The organism is Kitasatospora sp. NBC_00458 (assembly GCF_036013975.1).
Classification (GTDB): Bacteria; Actinomycetota; Actinomycetes; order Streptomycetales; family Streptomycetaceae; genus Kitasatospora.
In genome coordinates, this window is the sequence record NZ_CP107904.1 from 4332214 (window position 1) to 4346903 (window position 14690).

A 14690-nucleotide genomic window follows, 5' to 3' on the forward strand; every position below is an offset into this window, starting at 1 on the left:
GAGTGCCGCTATTCACGAGTGCCGCCGGGGCGAGTGGGGTCCGTACCGGTGTCGATTCGGTAGCCGACGCCGGGCACCGTGGCGATGAGCCATGGTTCGCCGAGTCGTTTGCGCAGACCGGAGACGGTGATGCGGACGGCGTTGGTGAAGGGGTCGGCGTTGGCGTCCCAGGCCCGCTCCAGGAGTTCTTCGGCGCTGACGACACCGCCTCCGGCGGCGACGAGGACTTCGAGCACGGCGAACTGCTTCCGCGTGAGCGCGACGTAGCTCCCGTCTCGGAAGACCTGCCGGCGGAAGGGGTCCAGCCGAAGGCCCGCGATCTCGCTGACCGGGGGTCGGGCGTGCGCGCGTCTGCGGTCCAGCGCCCGCAGCCGCATGACGAGCTCCCGGAGCTCGAACGGTTTGGTGAGGTAGTCGTCGGCGCCGAGCTCGAACCCGGACGCCTTGTCGTCGATCCGGTCGGCAGCGGTGAGCATGAGGATCGGGATGCCGCTGTCGGAGGCGACGATCCGTCGGGCGATCTCGTCGCCGGAGGGGCCGGGGATGTCGCGGTCGAGGACCGCGAGGTCGTAGGAGTTGACGCTGAGCAGCTCCAGAGCGGAGTCGCCGTCGCCCGCGATGTCGGCGGCGATCGCTTCCAGCCGGAGACCGTCCCGGACGGCTTCGGCCAGGTAGGGCTCGTCCTCCACGATCAACACGCGCATACCCGGAGCCTAGGCAGCACGGCATATCGCCGGCATATGCTTCTCCACCCGGCTCGGGCTCAGCCCCGCCGTCGTCCACCGGCCCGTCCCACGCCCCGGCCCGTCCCACGCCCCGGCCGTGCCGCGGCTCGGCCGCGTTGCCGGATGGTGCGACGCTTCAGAGCTCTCCCACCGTCGTCCCGCAGCAGGTGGGCAGCCGCGGGTGAGTGCCGCCTCCCTAGGGGGCTGACCCGGGGTCGGCAGGGTCCAGTTGTGCTGTGATCATCTGATGATGATTCCGGGGCCGTGATCCCGTCCCGCCGGTGGTCCCGGACCGATAGCGTTTGCTCCGGACACGTGAGGCGGGGACGGCCGTGCCGGGCGTCGAGGGGAGCGTGGGCATGCAGCCGCTGGCAGCGGACGATCCGCGACAGGTGGGCGAGTACCGGTTGCTGCGGCAGCTCGGTGCGGGCGGCATGGGCCGGGTCTACCTCGGCCGGACCACGGGCGGGCGGACGGTCGCCGTCAAGGTGGTCCGTCGCGATCTGGCCGGGGACCCAGAGTTCCGGGCCCGGTTCCGTCAGGAGGTGGCGGCGGCCCGGCGGGTCAGCGGCACCTGGACGGCACCGGTCCTGGATGCGGACACCGAGGGCGGGCATCCCTGGGTGGCCACCGGCTACGTCGCCGGGCCCGCGCTCACCGCCGCCGTACGGGAGTTCGGGCCGCTGCCCGAGCCGGCCGTGCGGACCCTCGGCGTCGGCCTCGCCGAGGCGCTCGCCCATGTGCACGGCCTCGGGCTGGTGCACCGGGACGTCAAGCCGTCGAACGTGCTGCTGACGCTGGACGGGCCGCGCCTGATCGACTTCGGCATCGCCCGCGCCTTGGACGCCACCACCGCGCTGACCCAGTCCGGCCAGGTGTTCGGGTCGCCGGGCTTCATGTCGCCGGAGCAGGCGAACGGGCTGCCCGCCGGGCCGGCCGGCGACGTCTTCTCGCTCGGCGCGGTGCTCGCGTACGCGGCGACGGGCACGATGCCGTTCGGCTCCGGGGTGAGCGCGCCCGTCCTCCTCTACCGGGTGCTGCACGAGGAGCCGGACATCTCCGGGCTGGCCGGGCCGCTGCACGCGATCGTGCGCGACTGCCTGGCCAAGGACCCGGCCGCCCGTCCGACGCCCGGTCAGCTGCGGGAGCGGCTCGACGGCGACGGCACGGCCGCCGCCCGGCTGGGGCACGGGGACTGGCTGCCGACGGCGCTTGCCGCGGCGGTCGGGCGCAGTGCCGTGCAGCTGCTGGACCTGGAGGGAGAGCGGGAGGCCGGAGAGGGGACCGTCGCGGGGGACGGGGCCACTGCGGGGACTCCCGCAACGGCTCCTGGCACCCGGGCCCCCGCCGAGGCCCGGACGGTCGCCGAGGCGGCGAGGGCGGCGCGAATGGCCGAGGCGGCGATGGCCGGACCGGGCGGCGGTGTGCCCGGGTTCGGCCCGCCGGCACCGCCGGGCTTCGGCCCGCCGGCGACGGGGCCGGCCGGACCGTACCCGCCGACCCCGCTCCCCACCCCCTTCCCGGCACCGTCGGCACCGTCGGCACCGGTCACGACAGCGGGCTACGGGCCGCCCCCACAGCCGCGCGGCCGGCGGGGGTACGGCGCGCTGGCGGCCGTACTGGCCGTCGTACTGCTGCTGGGCGGTGGATACCTGCTGACCGAGCGGCTGCAGGACAACGACCGGCAGGCCGATGCTTCCGCCGCCGCGTCGAAACCCGGGCCGACCGCCCCGGCCGCGGGCGGGACGTCGCCCGCCGCCCCGGCTGCGGAGAGCCCCGATCCGGCCGACGACAGCCCCGCGCCCGGCGCGGTCCCCACGGACCCGGGGCCGGGCATCGTCCCCACGAAGTACCTCGGGACGTGGGTCGGCGAGCGCAAGGCCGCCAACGGGGACGTCACCACCCTCACCCTCACCATCGTCCAGTCGGCGCCGAGTGAGGAGAAGAGCAGGATCCGCGCCGAGACGCCGAACACCGGCACCTGGTGCGAGGGCGCGTGGACGCTCAGCGAGGCCGACGAGAGCAAGGCCACCTACGCGTCCCGGGAGACCGGCTCCTCGCCCGGTGACACGTGCATCACCGACAGGTCGATCTACCGCCTGATCACGGCGCCGCCGGACGGCACACTCCGCTACAGCCCGGACCTGCTCAAGCCGGAGGAGTACATGGTGCTGCGGAGGAAGGGCTGAGGCGCATGGAACGATGACCGAGCGCGTAGCCACCGGGGCCTACGAGCTCGGGCTGGTCTCGGGTGCGGGGCTCGAAGCCGAGGTGCCGGGTGGCCTCGGGATCGCCGTGGACGGCCAGGAGCGCGGCGGTGTCCCCGGGTTCGGTCTCGCGCGGTGACAGGCGGGGGCCCACAGGTCGACTGGGGTCGTGGCCACGGAGCCCACCTGCGCCGTCACCGGACGAGGACCGGGCACCGACGCCGAACGTGCTCCCGTGTACGGCCGCCCGTCCGCCCCGGCAGGTGCTTCCTGTCGGGGCGAACCGGGAGCGGGGAACCGGGCGGCTGGTCAGCGGAAGTCGGCCGGGTGGTCCGCGGCCCACTGCGCGTACGGGCGGGCCGGACGGCCGGTCAGCCGCTCGACGGTGTCGTTCACCAGGGCCGGCTTGCCGACCGTGTCCGCCATCAGGTCCAGCAGAGCGCCCACGAAGTCGGCGTCCATGAACTGGCTGAGCTGCTCCCGCACGGCCTGCGCGGCCACCTCCTCGAAGCGCAGCTCACGGCCCAGGGCCCGGCCGAGCAGCTCGACCTGCTCGGTCTGGGTGAGCGACTGCGGCCCGGTCAGCTCGTAGACCCGGCCGGAGTGTTCGGCGCTGCCGAGCACGGCGGCGGCCGCCGCCGCGACGTCGAGCTCGTGCACCACCGAGGCGGCCGCCGCGGCGTGCGGCCCGCGGACGACGTCGCCGCCCTGCAACTGCATGGCCCAGGCCAGCGAGTTGATCGCCGGGAAGTACAGGCGCAGGAACGTCCAGTCGACGCCCGTCGCCTTGATCTCCTGCTCCACCCGCGCGTGGTAGGCGGCGATCACATCGGGCTGCGGGTCCGCGCCGTCGGTGACGGCGCCCGAGGACAGGAACACGACCTGCCGCACGCCTGCCTGCCGCACCCGGTCCAGCAGTGGCCGTGCGTCCGTGCCGTAGGGCAGCACCAGGAACAGCTCGGTGACGCCGTCCAGCGCGGGCCCGAGCGTCTCCGGCCGGGTCAGGTCGCCGCGCACCACCTCGACGCCCTCGGGCAGTCCGGCCCGCTCGGGGGTGCGCGAGAGGGCCCGGACCTGCCGTCCGGCGCCCGCCAGCGCCTCCACCGTCTGCCGCCCGAAGTGCGCGGTCGCTCCGATCACGAGGATCATGACGGATCCCTCCAAATCACCGTTCCGGTCAGTGCCTTCGCGACAGACAGTAGGAGGCGTCTAGGACGGTTTCCGTCCTAGAAAGAGCCGACGGGGCACATTCCCGGCGGGCCTGCGCGAGCACGGCCGACTCCGGCGCGTCCGGCGCGTCCGGCGCTTCCGGTGCGTCCGGTGCGTCCGGCGCTTCCGGTGCGTCCGGTGCGTCCGGCGCTTCCGGCGCTTCCGGCGCTTCCGGTGCAAGGAGGCTCCGCGCACCGCCCGCCGGTACGGAGAGCGATCCGATGTCGGAGCGATCACGAATCAGCGAAGGCCGGGCCCGCCGGCACGGGCCGGGGCTTTGATGTCCACCAAGCCCAGCAAGGGCCACCGGTCCCGCGGACCCGTCCCCCCGGAAAGGTGTCGAAACCATGGCCTCCGGAGCAGTAGTCCTGACGAAGGCGTCCCCCGTCGTCTCCCTGGACAAGCACGGCGTGACATCCGGTCTCATCCGGGTCAACCTGAACTGGACCTCGCCGCAGGCCGCCGCCCGGCGGGAGGCCGGGGAGGCGCGGGGCCTGTTCCAGAGGGTGCGGGCCTCACTGCGGGCGGGAACGGCCAAGGACGTGGACCTCGATCTCGGCTGCATGATCAGGTTCAGTGACGGCGGCAAGACCGTCGTCCAGGCGCTCGGGAACTCGTTCGGCGCGGTGGGCCACTTCCCGTACGTCGCGCTGGACGCGGACGACCGGACCGGCGCGCGGGCTGCGGGCGAGAACCTCGTGATCAACCTGGACCACCAGGCCGAGTTCTCGAAGCTGCTGCTCTTCGTCTACATCTACGGCGGCGGCGGGGACTTCCGCGGCCTGGATGCCGTGGTGACCCTCGCCTCCGACCGCGGTGACCGGTTCGAGGTGCGGCTCGACGACTGCCCGCCGCACGCACACGCGTGCGCGATCGCCCTGATCAAGCGGCGGAAGGGCGAACTCGTCGTCGGGCGCGAGGTGAGGTGGTTCACCCCGCAGGACGGTCCGGGCATCCAGGACACCATCTCCCGGGCGTACCGGCTGGGCATGACGTGGACGCCGGGGACGAAGTAGTCCGCTCGGGCGGCGCGCACGTGGCGGTTGCGGCATGACGCTCCGCCAGGCGCCGCCGCCTGGCGGAGCGTCATGCCGGCAGGGGGCGCCCGTCCTCCTCCCGACCGTGCCGCGGAGGGCCGGCTCGCCGGGGGTGGCCGGAGGTCCTAGGGTCGACGGGTCGTACCCGGGATTCGCCGGGACGTTCGAGTTGGGGGCGAGATGGAAACTCAGGGTCCTGGTGCGGGCGCCGGGTCGGATCCCGTGGCGGCGGCCGGTCGGCTGTTGGGGAAGGTCCGTGAGGGCAACGAGTACGCCCGCCGGAAGAAGCGGCGGTTCCGCCGGTCCTCGACGGTCCTCAAGGTCACGACGCTCTCGCTGTCGGCCGCCTCGACGATCATCCTGGGCCTGCAGAGCCTGAACGTCTGGGCCGGCCTGGCCTTCGCCCTCGTCGCGTGCGTCACCCTCCTCGGGGCCATCGAGCCGTTCTTCAACTGGCGGTCGCGGTGGGTCCTGATGGAGGAGACGCAGTACCGGTTCCAGCGCCTCGCCGACGACCTCGAATTCCTCCTGGACTCGACGCCCGCCGACGAGCTCACCCACGACGGGCTGCGGCCGGCCTTCCAGGAGTACCAGGGCGTGTGGGCCGACCTGAGCCGGAACTGGCTGGAGCAGCGCCGCGCCTCGACCGCCTCGACCGACCGTCAGTGACCACGCCCCCGTGCGGGGGAGCGGTCAGCCCTGGTCGGTCCCCGGCCAGGCACGGAGCTTCTCCGGGTTGCGGACGGCCCAGATGCGGGTGACGCGGTCGCCGGTGAGCTCGAAGGCCGCCACGGTCACGGTGACGCCGGTGTGCTGGGCGACCAGGCCGGGCCGGCCGTTGACCGAGCGTTCCAGGAGCGTCAGCCCGGGGGCCTTCTCCGCGATGTGGATCAGGTACTGGGCGATGCGCTCGCCGCCCTGGACCGGGCGGAGGGCGGCACCGACCAGGCCGCCGCCGTCGGCGATCATCGTGGCCTCGGGGTCGAGGAGGCCGACGAGGGCCCTGATGTCCCTGGCCTCCCACGCCTCCTTGAAGTGCCGCACCAGCCCCGCCTGACCGGCCCGCGCCGCCTGCCCGGTCTGCCCGGTCTGCCCGACGGCCGGTGCGGCCGGTGCGGCCGGTACGGCCTGCGAAACCGCCGGACCCTGTGCCGCGCGGACCCGGCGGCGACCCGAGGACGCCAGCTGCCGGCAGGCCGCCGGCGTCCGGCCGACGATCGCGGAGATCTCGGCGAAGGAGTACCGGAAGACGTCGTGCAGGACGAACGCCACGCGTTCGGCCGGCGTCATCGTCTCCAGCACGACGAGGAAGGCCATGTTCACCGACTCGTCCAGGGTGACCCGGTCGGCCGGGTCGGGGGGTTCGGCCCCGCCGCCGCCCGCCGGTCCGCCGATCCACTCCGCCCGGTCGGGCAGCGGCTCGGGGATCCATTCGCCGACGTAGCGCTCGCGCCGGACCCGGGCCGAGCCGAGCTGGTCCAGGCAGATGCGGCCGGCCACGGTGGTCAGCCAGGCGCCGGGCGACTCGACGGCCTCCTGCCGCTGCCGCGACATCGCGTACCAGCGGGCGTAGGTCTCCTGGACGGCGTCCTCGGCCTCGGTGAGCGAACCGAGCAGCCGGTAGGAGAGGTTGACGAGGTGTCGCCGCTCGCCGTCGAGGACCTCGCCCGCGACCGGCCGGGGCCGTCCGTGCCCCGGCCCTGATGTGGTGCTCATGGCCGCGCCCGCTCCCTGGTTCCTCGTTGCCTCCCGTCCGCTCCGCAGGCGCCGCGTCGGCGGTCCCGGTACCGGATGCCGGCGCTTGGCCTCACATTCCGCGGGCCTGCGTCGTCGGACTACCGAGACAGTACCGATCACCGCCGCGAGGCAGAAGAGGGGACCGCACCATGGCCGTGCAGACGCCGATGGAACACCGCAGCTCCACGTTCGTGCAGGTCTCGATAGCCCTGCAGACCCTGGCCCTCTTCTTCCAGGCCGCGACCGCCGGTCTGCTGCTCTCCTCCTCCCACATCGAGGTGCTGCACAGCGTGGGAGCGCGCGTGATGTACGGCGCGTCGATGGTGTACGTGCTCGCCGCGGTCCTCGCGTGGCGGCCGGGTGGCGGACCGGCCCGGCCGGTCCTCTACGCGTCCGGGTTCCTCGTGCTGGCGTCGGCGCAGGTGGTGCTGGGCGTCGCGCACGTGCCGTCGGTGCACGTCCCGCTGGGCGTCCTGATGTTCGGCCTGAGCGTGCTGGTGCTGGGCCGGAGCCTGTCGGGCCGCGCGCCGGGCCGCTCCGGCGCCCGGCCGTAGCCGCCGAGCGCCCGCCCGCCGCCGCCGTCAGTGCTCCGCGGTCCCGGCGGTCCCCGCGCTCCCGGTGCGGAGCCGGTCCGCCGCGCCCTGGTAGGCGTCGGCGGCCCGGGCGAAGTAGTCGAAGAGGACGTCGAGCTGCTCCGCCGAGTACCCGGCGAGGATCTCGCCGACCCGCTGCCGGGCCGGGGCCATGACACGGTCGAGGTCGGCGGGCCCGCCGACCGGTTCGACGATGACCTTGCGCCGGTCGCCGGGATCGGCCGCCCGGCGCACGTAGCCCGCCTGCTCCAGCCGGTCGACGAGCCGGGTGGTCGGGCCGGTGGTCAGTCCGGTACGGCCGGCCAGTTCCCCGGGGGTCATCGGCCCGGACAGCTGGAGGATGTTCAGCGCGTACAGGTCGGTGGCCCCGAGTTCGCACGCCTTGGCGCTCGCGTGGCCGTGGAGCAGCACGGCGCTCAGGTACCGGCGGTAGACCTCGCTCGCGTCGGGCCGCATGGCGGGCGTGGACACGGGCTCCCCCTCTCCGTGGTCCCTCCCCGGCGGGGAGGGGCGGTGTTCGTGCGGTGGCTTCCGGACGGCGGTGGCTTCCGGACGGCGGCCCGCCCGGGAATCCCGTCGGGCCGCCGGGTCCCAGTCCTACACGGCGGACGGCCGGTCACGGAAACGGCGGGCCGCCGGTCACGGCAACAGCGGGGACGGCCGGTCACGGAAACAACGCGGGCGGCCGGTCACGGAAACAGCGGGCCGCCGTTCACCGCAACGCCGAAGGCCCCGGCCGCGCCCGGGTGGGGCGGCCGGGGCCTTCGAGTGGTGGCGCACGGAACCGGTCCGGGGTCAGGAACGGGCCTCGGCCTGCTGCTGCAGGAGGCCGGAGATGAGCGCCTCGTCGTTGATGAGCTGGACGACGCCTTCGATGTCGGGCGCGGAGGCGCCGTTGACGGCCAGGTAGTAGGTGTGGAGGCGGCCGTGGCCCGCGTCGAGGTAACCGCCCAGGGTCTGGGCGCCGACGGCGATGCGGTTGTTGACGGCGTCGAAGCCGGCGACGGTGCCGGGCTTGGACCACACCTTGCCCTTCCCGGGGCAGGTGGGACAGCCCTCGCACACGGAGGCGAGGCTGCCGTCGACGCCGAGGATCGGGAGGGCCTCGCGGAACCGGGTCGCCTCGGGCGTGCCCTGCCAGTAGTGGAGGATCTGGTTCTCGACGCGCGGGGTCACCCGGTCGACGGGGTTGCCGCCGCGCCCGTCGAGGAGCTGCACCTGGGTGGGGTCGATGCCGGCCTGCCGGAGGAAGGCGTTGAGCACGGGGAAGCCGTCCTCGCACTGGTGGCTGCCGGCCGCCACGGCCATCAGGCAGATGCTCAGGTTGGCGCCGAGGTTGTGGCTGACCTTCAGGATCAGCCGGGTGTACTCGGCGAAGACCGGGGAGACGTAGGCGGCGACGCGCTGCGTGCCCTCGTAGGAGTCCGGCAGCGTGCCGTCCGGGTTCGGGCCGGTCGGCGGCGCGGTGACGGTGACGCCGGCCCGGGCGAGGGCCTCGATCAGGGCGGTGCGGCCGAAGGCGGCCGGGTCCTGGACGGGCGAGATCCGGAGCGTCGGGGGCGCGTCGGCGGCGATCGTCCCGGTCAGGGTGATGCGGGTGCCGTCGGGCGAGGCGGAGACGGCGAGCTCGGTCGGGCCGCCGGCGGCGACGGTCTGCACCGTCGACTCCACCTGGTACGGCGCGACCTGCGGGCGCCAGCTGAGCTGGGCGGCCTGGCCGGGGGCGGTCGGGGTGGTGAGCAGGTCGATGACGTTGTCGTTGATGATCAGCGGGGTGGGGCTCGGGTCCAGATCGGGGAACGAGGTGAACAGGCGGGAGTCGACGGCGACGTCACCGTGGACCTCGGTGATGCCCGCCTGCCGCACCTGCCCGGCGATCTCGTCGAGGCCCGCGAGCGGGTTCTCGGGGGTGAGGGTCGCCCCGGGGACGTCGTTCGCGTAGGTGTGGTCGATGGGGGTGAAGGAGACGGAACCGTCGGGTGCCGTCCGGCCGCCCATCGTGAGGTCGCCCTGGGCGATCACGACGAGCGAGCCGTTCAGGACCTCCCCGTCCCGGCTGCCGACGGCCTGGACCGGTGTGGTGAAGCGGTGGTCGCCGCCGAGGGTGTGCCAGGCGCCGGACACGCTGACCAGCTTGGCCGTCGACCCGGGGATGAAGAACTGGTCCGGGTAGATCGAGTGGATGACCTCGCCGGTCGTGTCGTCGATCTCCAGCAGGCCCCACTGGGCGTGCTGGTAGGCCGGTTTGGCCATGATCGCCCGGATCTCGGGACTGAGCGAGCGGTAGGGGTCGTCCTCGGGCGCCGCGGAGGCGGGGGCGGCCGTGCCGAGCGTCGCGGCGGCGAGGAGGACGGAGAGGGCGCCGGCCCGGAGGCGTCGCTGTCTGACGGTCGAACTCATGGATCCACCTGTCCCGGGCCGTGCTTCGGCGCCGATCCGACGGTTGCGCAGGTCCCGGGCAGGGATACCTCAGGGGCGTCCGCGATCGAACCTTCCGGGGCGCAGTTCACCCGCTCGCCCGTCGGCCGGGCCCGGAAACCCGTCGACCGGGCCGGGGAGCCCACCGGAGCGGTAGGGAGCCGAACCCCGCCCCCCACGGTGCCCCGTCACCCCCGGTCGGACGCGGCCCCCGGCCCGGGCCGGTCGTGGTGGAACGCCTGCACCGCGGCGTAGCCGGGGACCTCGGCGCCGGGGCTCGGGGCGGGGGCGCCGGCCCGGATCGCGGTGGCTCCGGCCACGGCGGCGGCCAGCGCGGTGCGGTAGAGGAGGGAGCCGAGGCTGACCCGGGAGACGCCGAGGTCGGCGAGGTGCGGGACGGTCGGCCCCGCGGGGCTGTAGAGGATGTTCAGCGGGACGTCGAGGGTGGCGCAGAGCTCCTCGATCGCGGACGGATCGGTGAGGCCGGGGACGAACACCCCGTCCGCACCGGCCTCCTGGTAGGCGGCGAGCCGGCGCCCGGTCTCCGGACCCGGGTCCGGCACGGCCAGCCAGTGGGTGTCGGTGCGCGCGTTGACGAAGAGTCCGGGGGCGGCGGCCTTGACCGCGGCGATCTTCGCGGCGTGCAGGGCGGCGGGGGCGAGCGTGTCGTCCGCCCGGCCGTCCTCCAGGTTGATGCCGACGGCGCCCGCCCCGGCCAACTCGACCGCCAGGGCGGCGACTTCCTCGGGGTCGTCGCTGAAGCCGTTCTCGACGTCGACGGAGAGCAGGTAGCGGCCGGTGCGGCCGAGGCGGCGGGCCAGCCGGAGGGTCTCCGTGCGGGTGGCGGCGGCGCCGTCGGGGAGTCCGGCGGCTGCGGCGACGCCCAGGCTGGTGGTGCCGATGGCGGGGAAGCCCTGCTCGGCGAGGAGGGCGGCGGAGGCGTGGTCCCAGGCGTTGGGGAGCAGCAGGGGCTCGCCCGCCCGGCGGTGGAGGGCGGCGAACGGAGTGGGGGCCGAGGCGCTCATCGGGTGGTCCTCTCGAACGGGCGGAGGTCGCCGACGGCGTCCGCGTAGTACGCGGACTCCGCGGCGTGGAGGGCGAGTCGGCGGAACGACCAGCCGATGCCCGGGGAGTGGTCGAGCTGGTCGGGGGTGAGTGCGGCGTACCGGGCGGCCCAGATCCGGGCCAGCCGGGTGAGCCGGCTGCGCGCCTCGTCGAGGTCGGCGGCGGTGAACGGCGCGAGGTCGGCCGGGGTGGTGACGGCCGAGGCGTGCCAGTGGTCGGGCTGGGTCGGCTCGCCGGCCAGCCGCGCCTCCAACTCGGCCAGGTGGTCGAGGAGATGGTCGGCGACCCGGCGGATCGCCTTGTGCGGGGTGAAGGTGCGGCCGTCGACGGTGACCGGGCGCCCGTCCCACCCGGTCCAGGTCCCGGCCAGGGCGAGGACGTGGTCGACCATGGCGGGGACGAGCCCGGCGGGGTCGCCGGCGGGCGGTATCTCTCCGGGGGAGGCGGGTACAGGCCCGGTCGGGTCCGAGGCGCCGTGCAGGATGCCGGAGGCGACGGCCAGCGCGTGCGTGCGGCCGGGGCAGAGCCGGGGCGGGGCGCCGAAGGTCAGCGGCGGCAGCCCGGGGCGGCCGGCCTGGGCGGCGGCGACGTCGAGCACCACCTGCGCCCCGGCGGGGACCGGCACTCCGCCCACCTCGGTGTCCCGGGCGGCGTGGCGGCGCATCGCCCGGACGGGCGGGTCGTGGTGCAGCGCCGCCGCAATCGGGTCGGCGGCGCCCGCCCCCTCGGCGGCACGGCGGGCGTTCTCGACCAGGGTGGCGGTGGCGTCGCAGGCCTGGACGAGCAGGCCGATCCGGTTGGCGGCCCGTTCGTCCTCCCCCGGCGTACCGGCGGGACCGGCGGCTCCGCCCTCGCCGCCCGCACCCCCGCCGCCCGCACCCCCGCCATCCGCACGCCCACCACCCGCGCGCCCACCGTCCGCGCCCTCACCGCCCGCGTCCCCGCCGACGGACCGCATCCGGGGCAGCAGCCAGGCCACCGCCGCGTCGGCCTCCGGGTCGTCCGGCTGCTCGACGAAGTAGGCCCGCGCCACCACGGTGACCGCCCTCGCGACCGCCTCCGGCTCGGCCAGCCCCAGTGCCTGCGCCAGCACCCGGACGGTCCGCAACCGGGCGTCCGGCTCGAACCCCGCGGCGGCCGCCACCCGCAGCGCGTCCGGGTCGAGCCGGGCGAGGTCCGCCTCGACACCCGCCCGGCGTACGGCGTGCCGCTCGCCCGCGCTGAACCGGGCGACCGTCGCGCGCAGCCAGGCCATGCCGCCGGCCGGCCCCGGGGCGGCCGGCACCGGCACCAGGGCGGGATCGGCGAGCGCGGCCGTGACGTCCTCGTACCGGTCGAACCGCACCGTCGACGGCGCGGACGCACCCGCACCCGAGCTGGGAGCGGTAGCGGGAACGGGAACGGGAACGGGAGCAGGAACGGGAACGGGAACGGGAACGGCGGTGGACGAAGCGGCGGCGGAACTGACGACCGGGGTACGCATGGCCCTCACGCTAGGCACGGGACGGTTCGGTGTCCGCCGAACCGTCCGCGCGGCACCATGGAGCCATGTCGCTCGCCCAGCTCGCCGGACTGCTCGCCGACCCGACCCGCGCCACGTTCTGCACCGCCCTGCTCGACGGCCGGGCCTGGACCGCCGGCGAGCTGGCCCGGTACGCGGGCGTGGCGCCGTCGACGGCGAGCGAGCACCTGTCCCGTCTGATCGCCGGCGGCCTGCTGGCCGAGGAGCGGCAGGGCCGGCACCGGTACGTCCGGCTGGCCGGTCCGGACGTGGCCACGCTGATCGAGGACCTGTCGACCTTCTCGCCCGCCGCCCCGGCGGACGCCCCGGCCCCGCGCTCCCTGCGCGAGTCCACCCGGATGAGTGCGGAGGCGCGCGCCCGTACCTGCTACGACCACCTGGCGGGCCGGCTCGGCGTGGCGGTCAGCGACGCCGTCCTGGCGCGCGGGCTGGTGGCGGACGACGCCGGACCGGCCCTCACCGAGCGGGGCCGGGCGTGGCTGGCCGAGCTGGGCGTGGAGCTGCCCGCCCGGTCCGGGCGCGGGGGCGGGCGCCCGGTGGTGCGCAGCTGCCTGGACTGGACGGAGCGGCGCGGGCACCTGGGCGGCGCGTTCGGGGCCGTACTGTGCCGGACCGCGCTGGACCGGGCCTGGGTGGAGCGGATCGGTTCCGGCCGGGCGCTGCGGGTGACGCCGGACGGCGACCGGGCGCTGCGCGAGCTGCTCGGGGTGGAGTTCGGGGACGGGGAGCGCCCGCTCAGCCCATCGTCTTCGCGCCGTCCAGCGACTCCCTGATGATGTCGGCGTGCCCGGCGTGCTGCGCGGTCTCGGCGATGACGTGCAGCAGCACCCGCCGGACCGACCAGGAGGCACCCGGTTCGAACCACGGTGCCTGGGGCAGCGGGTGGGCGGCGTCGAGGTCGGGCAGGGTGGCGACCAGTTCGTCGGTGTCGGCCGCGACCCGCTCGTAGGCGGCGAGCAGTCCGGTCAGGGTCTCGTCCTCGGCCATCCTGAACTGGCCTTCCCAGTCGACCTGTTCGGCCTCCATCGCGGTCGCGCCGCCGACCGCGAACCGCATCCAGCGGGCCTCCACCCCGGAGACGTGCTTGATCAGGCCGGCCAGGCTCAGCGCACTGGCCGTGGTGCGCCGGGCGGCCTGTTCGTCGGTGAGGTCGCGGACGGTGTAGCGCAGGAAGCCCCGGTGCTTGTCCAGGGTCTGCAGCAGGTCGGCGCGTTCGGTGTTCCCGCTCACTCGGCCACCATCGCAGGCATGTCGCCGACGGTCGTGCCGAGGTCGATGACGCCGAACGCCGCGCCCTGCGGGTCGCCGACCGCCGCGAACTTGCCGAAGGGGCTGTCCATCGGGCCGAAGTAGAGCTTCCCGCCGCGCCCGGTGACCTTGGCGACGGTGGCGTCGCAGTCGTCGACCGCGAAGTAGACGCTGATGTAGTTCGGCGCCTCGGGCGGCAGGTCGTCCGGGCCCGCCTTCATCCGGCCGAGCGCCGGCGCCCCGCCGACCTGGAAGATCTTGTAGTCGACGTCGCCGGCGTCCATCCGCTGGACGGTGTAGGGGAAGACGGCGGGGAAGAAAGCGTCGGCGGGGCCGGGCTCGCGGGTGACCAGTTCGGCCCAGGTGTAGGCGCCGGTCGCCGCCTGCTTCTCGAAGCCCTCGTGGGTGCCGCCCTGCCAGACGCCGAAGACGACGCCGCCCGGGTCCTTGGCGATCACCATCGTGCCGAACTCGCCGACCTGCATCGGGCCCATCAGGACCTCGCCGCCGTTGCCGCGGATCTTCTCGGCGGTGGCGGCGGCGTCCGGCGAGGCCAGGTAGAGGCACCAGGCCGACGTGACCGTGTCGCCGTCCTGGCCCGGCATCGGCGGGACGATCGCGGCGACCGCCTTGCCGTCCGAATAGGCCTGCGTGTAGTCGCCGTACTCGGACGAGGACTCGCCGAAGGTCCAGCCCAGTACGTCCCCGTAGAACGCCTTGGCGCCCTCCAGGTCGGTGAACATCGCGTCGGCCCAGCAGGGCGTTCCCTCGGGTGGCACAGGCATGGCGAAGCCCTCTCGTGCGGCGTTTTGTCCCTTTTCGCCACCCTAGCCAGTCCCCCGCCCACCCGCGCGTCCACGCGGTCCGGCCCTCCCCGCACCCCCTCCGCAGGCCCGCCGACCGCCTCCCCTCCCTTCTCCCCGCCCGGC

At 74.8% G+C, this 14690-nt stretch carries 15 protein-coding genes; 6 read left to right on the forward strand and 9 right to left on the reverse strand.

Annotated features, from left to right (window positions below):
• Positions 1–8 precede the first annotated feature (8 nt).
• A complete protein-coding gene (locus OG550_RS17760) occupies positions 9–704 on the reverse strand; it encodes a response regulator transcription factor (protein ID WP_327678708.1) in 696 nt (231 codons plus the stop codon).
• A 380-nt stretch (positions 705–1084) separates the two neighbouring features.
• Between OG550_RS17760 and OG550_RS17765 the strand changes: the two genes are divergently transcribed.
• Positions 1085–2914, forward strand: a complete 1830-nt coding sequence (locus OG550_RS17765; protein WP_327678710.1) for a serine/threonine-protein kinase — start codon at positions 1085–1087, stop codon at positions 2912–2914.
• Between the two features lie 13 nt (positions 2915–2927).
• The gene (locus OG550_RS17770) at positions 2928–3071 is read left to right on the forward strand and encodes a hypothetical protein (RefSeq protein WP_327678712.1); all 144 of its coding nucleotides are present in this window, start codon (positions 2928–2930) and stop codon (positions 3069–3071) included.
• Positions 3072–3241: 170 nt separating this feature from the next.
• Here OG550_RS17770 and OG550_RS17775 read toward each other — a convergent pair whose 3' ends face one another.
• Positions 3242–4081 (reverse strand): NAD(P)H-binding protein, encoded by an 840-nt coding sequence (locus tag OG550_RS17775; protein ID WP_327678714.1) that lies wholly within the window; start codon positions 4079–4081, stop codon positions 3242–3244.
• Between the two features lie 407 nt (positions 4082–4488).
• Between OG550_RS17775 and OG550_RS17780 the strand changes: the two genes are divergently transcribed.
• Positions 4489–5157 (forward strand): hypothetical protein, encoded by a 669-nt coding sequence (locus OG550_RS17780; RefSeq protein WP_327678716.1) that lies wholly within the window; start codon positions 4489–4491, stop codon positions 5155–5157.
• A gap of 264 nt (positions 5158–5421) precedes the next feature.
• Positions 5422–5847 carry a DUF4231 domain-containing protein gene (locus OG550_RS17785; protein WP_327678719.1) on the forward strand — a complete coding sequence of 142 codons (426 nt, stop codon included), beginning with the start codon at positions 5422–5424 and terminating at the stop codon, positions 5845–5847.
• 24 nt (positions 5848–5871) lie between these two features.
• On the opposite strand, the gene sigJ is transcribed toward OG550_RS17785, so the two are convergent.
• Positions 5872–6894, reverse strand: a complete 1023-nt coding sequence (gene sigJ / locus OG550_RS17790) for an RNA polymerase sigma factor SigJ (RefSeq protein WP_327678721.1) — start codon at positions 6892–6894, stop codon at positions 5872–5874.
• Between the two features lie 170 nt (positions 6895–7064).
• Between sigJ and OG550_RS17795 the strand changes: the two genes are divergently transcribed.
• Positions 7065–7469 carry a hypothetical protein gene (locus OG550_RS17795; RefSeq protein ID WP_327678723.1) on the forward strand — a complete coding sequence of 135 codons (405 nt, stop codon included), beginning with the start codon at positions 7065–7067 and terminating at the stop codon, positions 7467–7469.
• Between the two features lie 27 nt (positions 7470–7496).
• On the opposite strand, the gene OG550_RS17800 is transcribed toward OG550_RS17795, so the two are convergent.
• The 4 genes from OG550_RS17800 to OG550_RS17815 form a co-directional block, all read right to left on the reverse strand.
• Positions 7497–7979, reverse strand: a complete 483-nt coding sequence (locus OG550_RS17800; RefSeq protein ID WP_442906011.1) for a MarR family winged helix-turn-helix transcriptional regulator — start codon at positions 7977–7979, stop codon at positions 7497–7499.
• 324 nt (positions 7980–8303) lie between these two features.
• Complete coding sequence (gene dacB, locus OG550_RS17805) at positions 8304–9908, reverse strand: D-alanyl-D-alanine carboxypeptidase/D-alanyl-D-alanine endopeptidase (RefSeq protein WP_327678725.1); 1605 nt, start codon at positions 9906–9908, stop codon at positions 8304–8306.
• A 206-nt stretch (positions 9909–10114) separates the two neighbouring features.
• The gene (locus tag OG550_RS17810) at positions 10115–10951 is read right to left on the reverse strand and encodes an isocitrate lyase/PEP mutase family protein (protein WP_327678727.1); all 837 of its coding nucleotides are present in this window, start codon (positions 10949–10951) and stop codon (positions 10115–10117) included.
• The gene (locus OG550_RS17815; RefSeq protein WP_327683946.1) at positions 10948–11382 is read right to left on the reverse strand and encodes a hypothetical protein; all 435 of its coding nucleotides are present in this window, start codon (positions 11380–11382) and stop codon (positions 10948–10950) included. The genes OG550_RS17810 and OG550_RS17815 overlap by 4 nt, the downstream gene beginning before the upstream one ends.
• 1157 nt (positions 11383–12539) lie before the next feature.
• Between OG550_RS17815 and OG550_RS17820 the strand changes: the two genes are divergently transcribed.
• Positions 12540–13286: an ArsR/SmtB family transcription factor gene (locus tag OG550_RS17820; protein WP_327678729.1), complete on the forward strand. Its 747-nt coding sequence runs from the start codon at positions 12540–12542 to the stop codon at positions 13284–13286.
• Here the strand turns inward: OG550_RS17820 and OG550_RS17825 are convergent.
• Together OG550_RS17825 and OG550_RS17830 are read right to left on the reverse strand one after the other, a co-directional pair.
• Positions 13249–13743 carry a DinB family protein gene (locus OG550_RS17825; RefSeq protein ID WP_327678731.1) on the reverse strand — a complete coding sequence of 165 codons (495 nt, stop codon included), beginning with the start codon at positions 13741–13743 and terminating at the stop codon, positions 13249–13251. The two genes, OG550_RS17820 and OG550_RS17825, sit on opposite strands and share 38 nt — an antisense overlap.
• Complete coding sequence (locus OG550_RS17830) at positions 13740–14546, reverse strand: VOC family protein (protein WP_327678733.1); 807 nt, start codon at positions 14544–14546, stop codon at positions 13740–13742. Before OG550_RS17830 ends, OG550_RS17825 begins: the two co-directional genes overlap by 4 nt.
• Between the last annotated feature and the right edge of the window lie 144 nt (positions 14547–14690).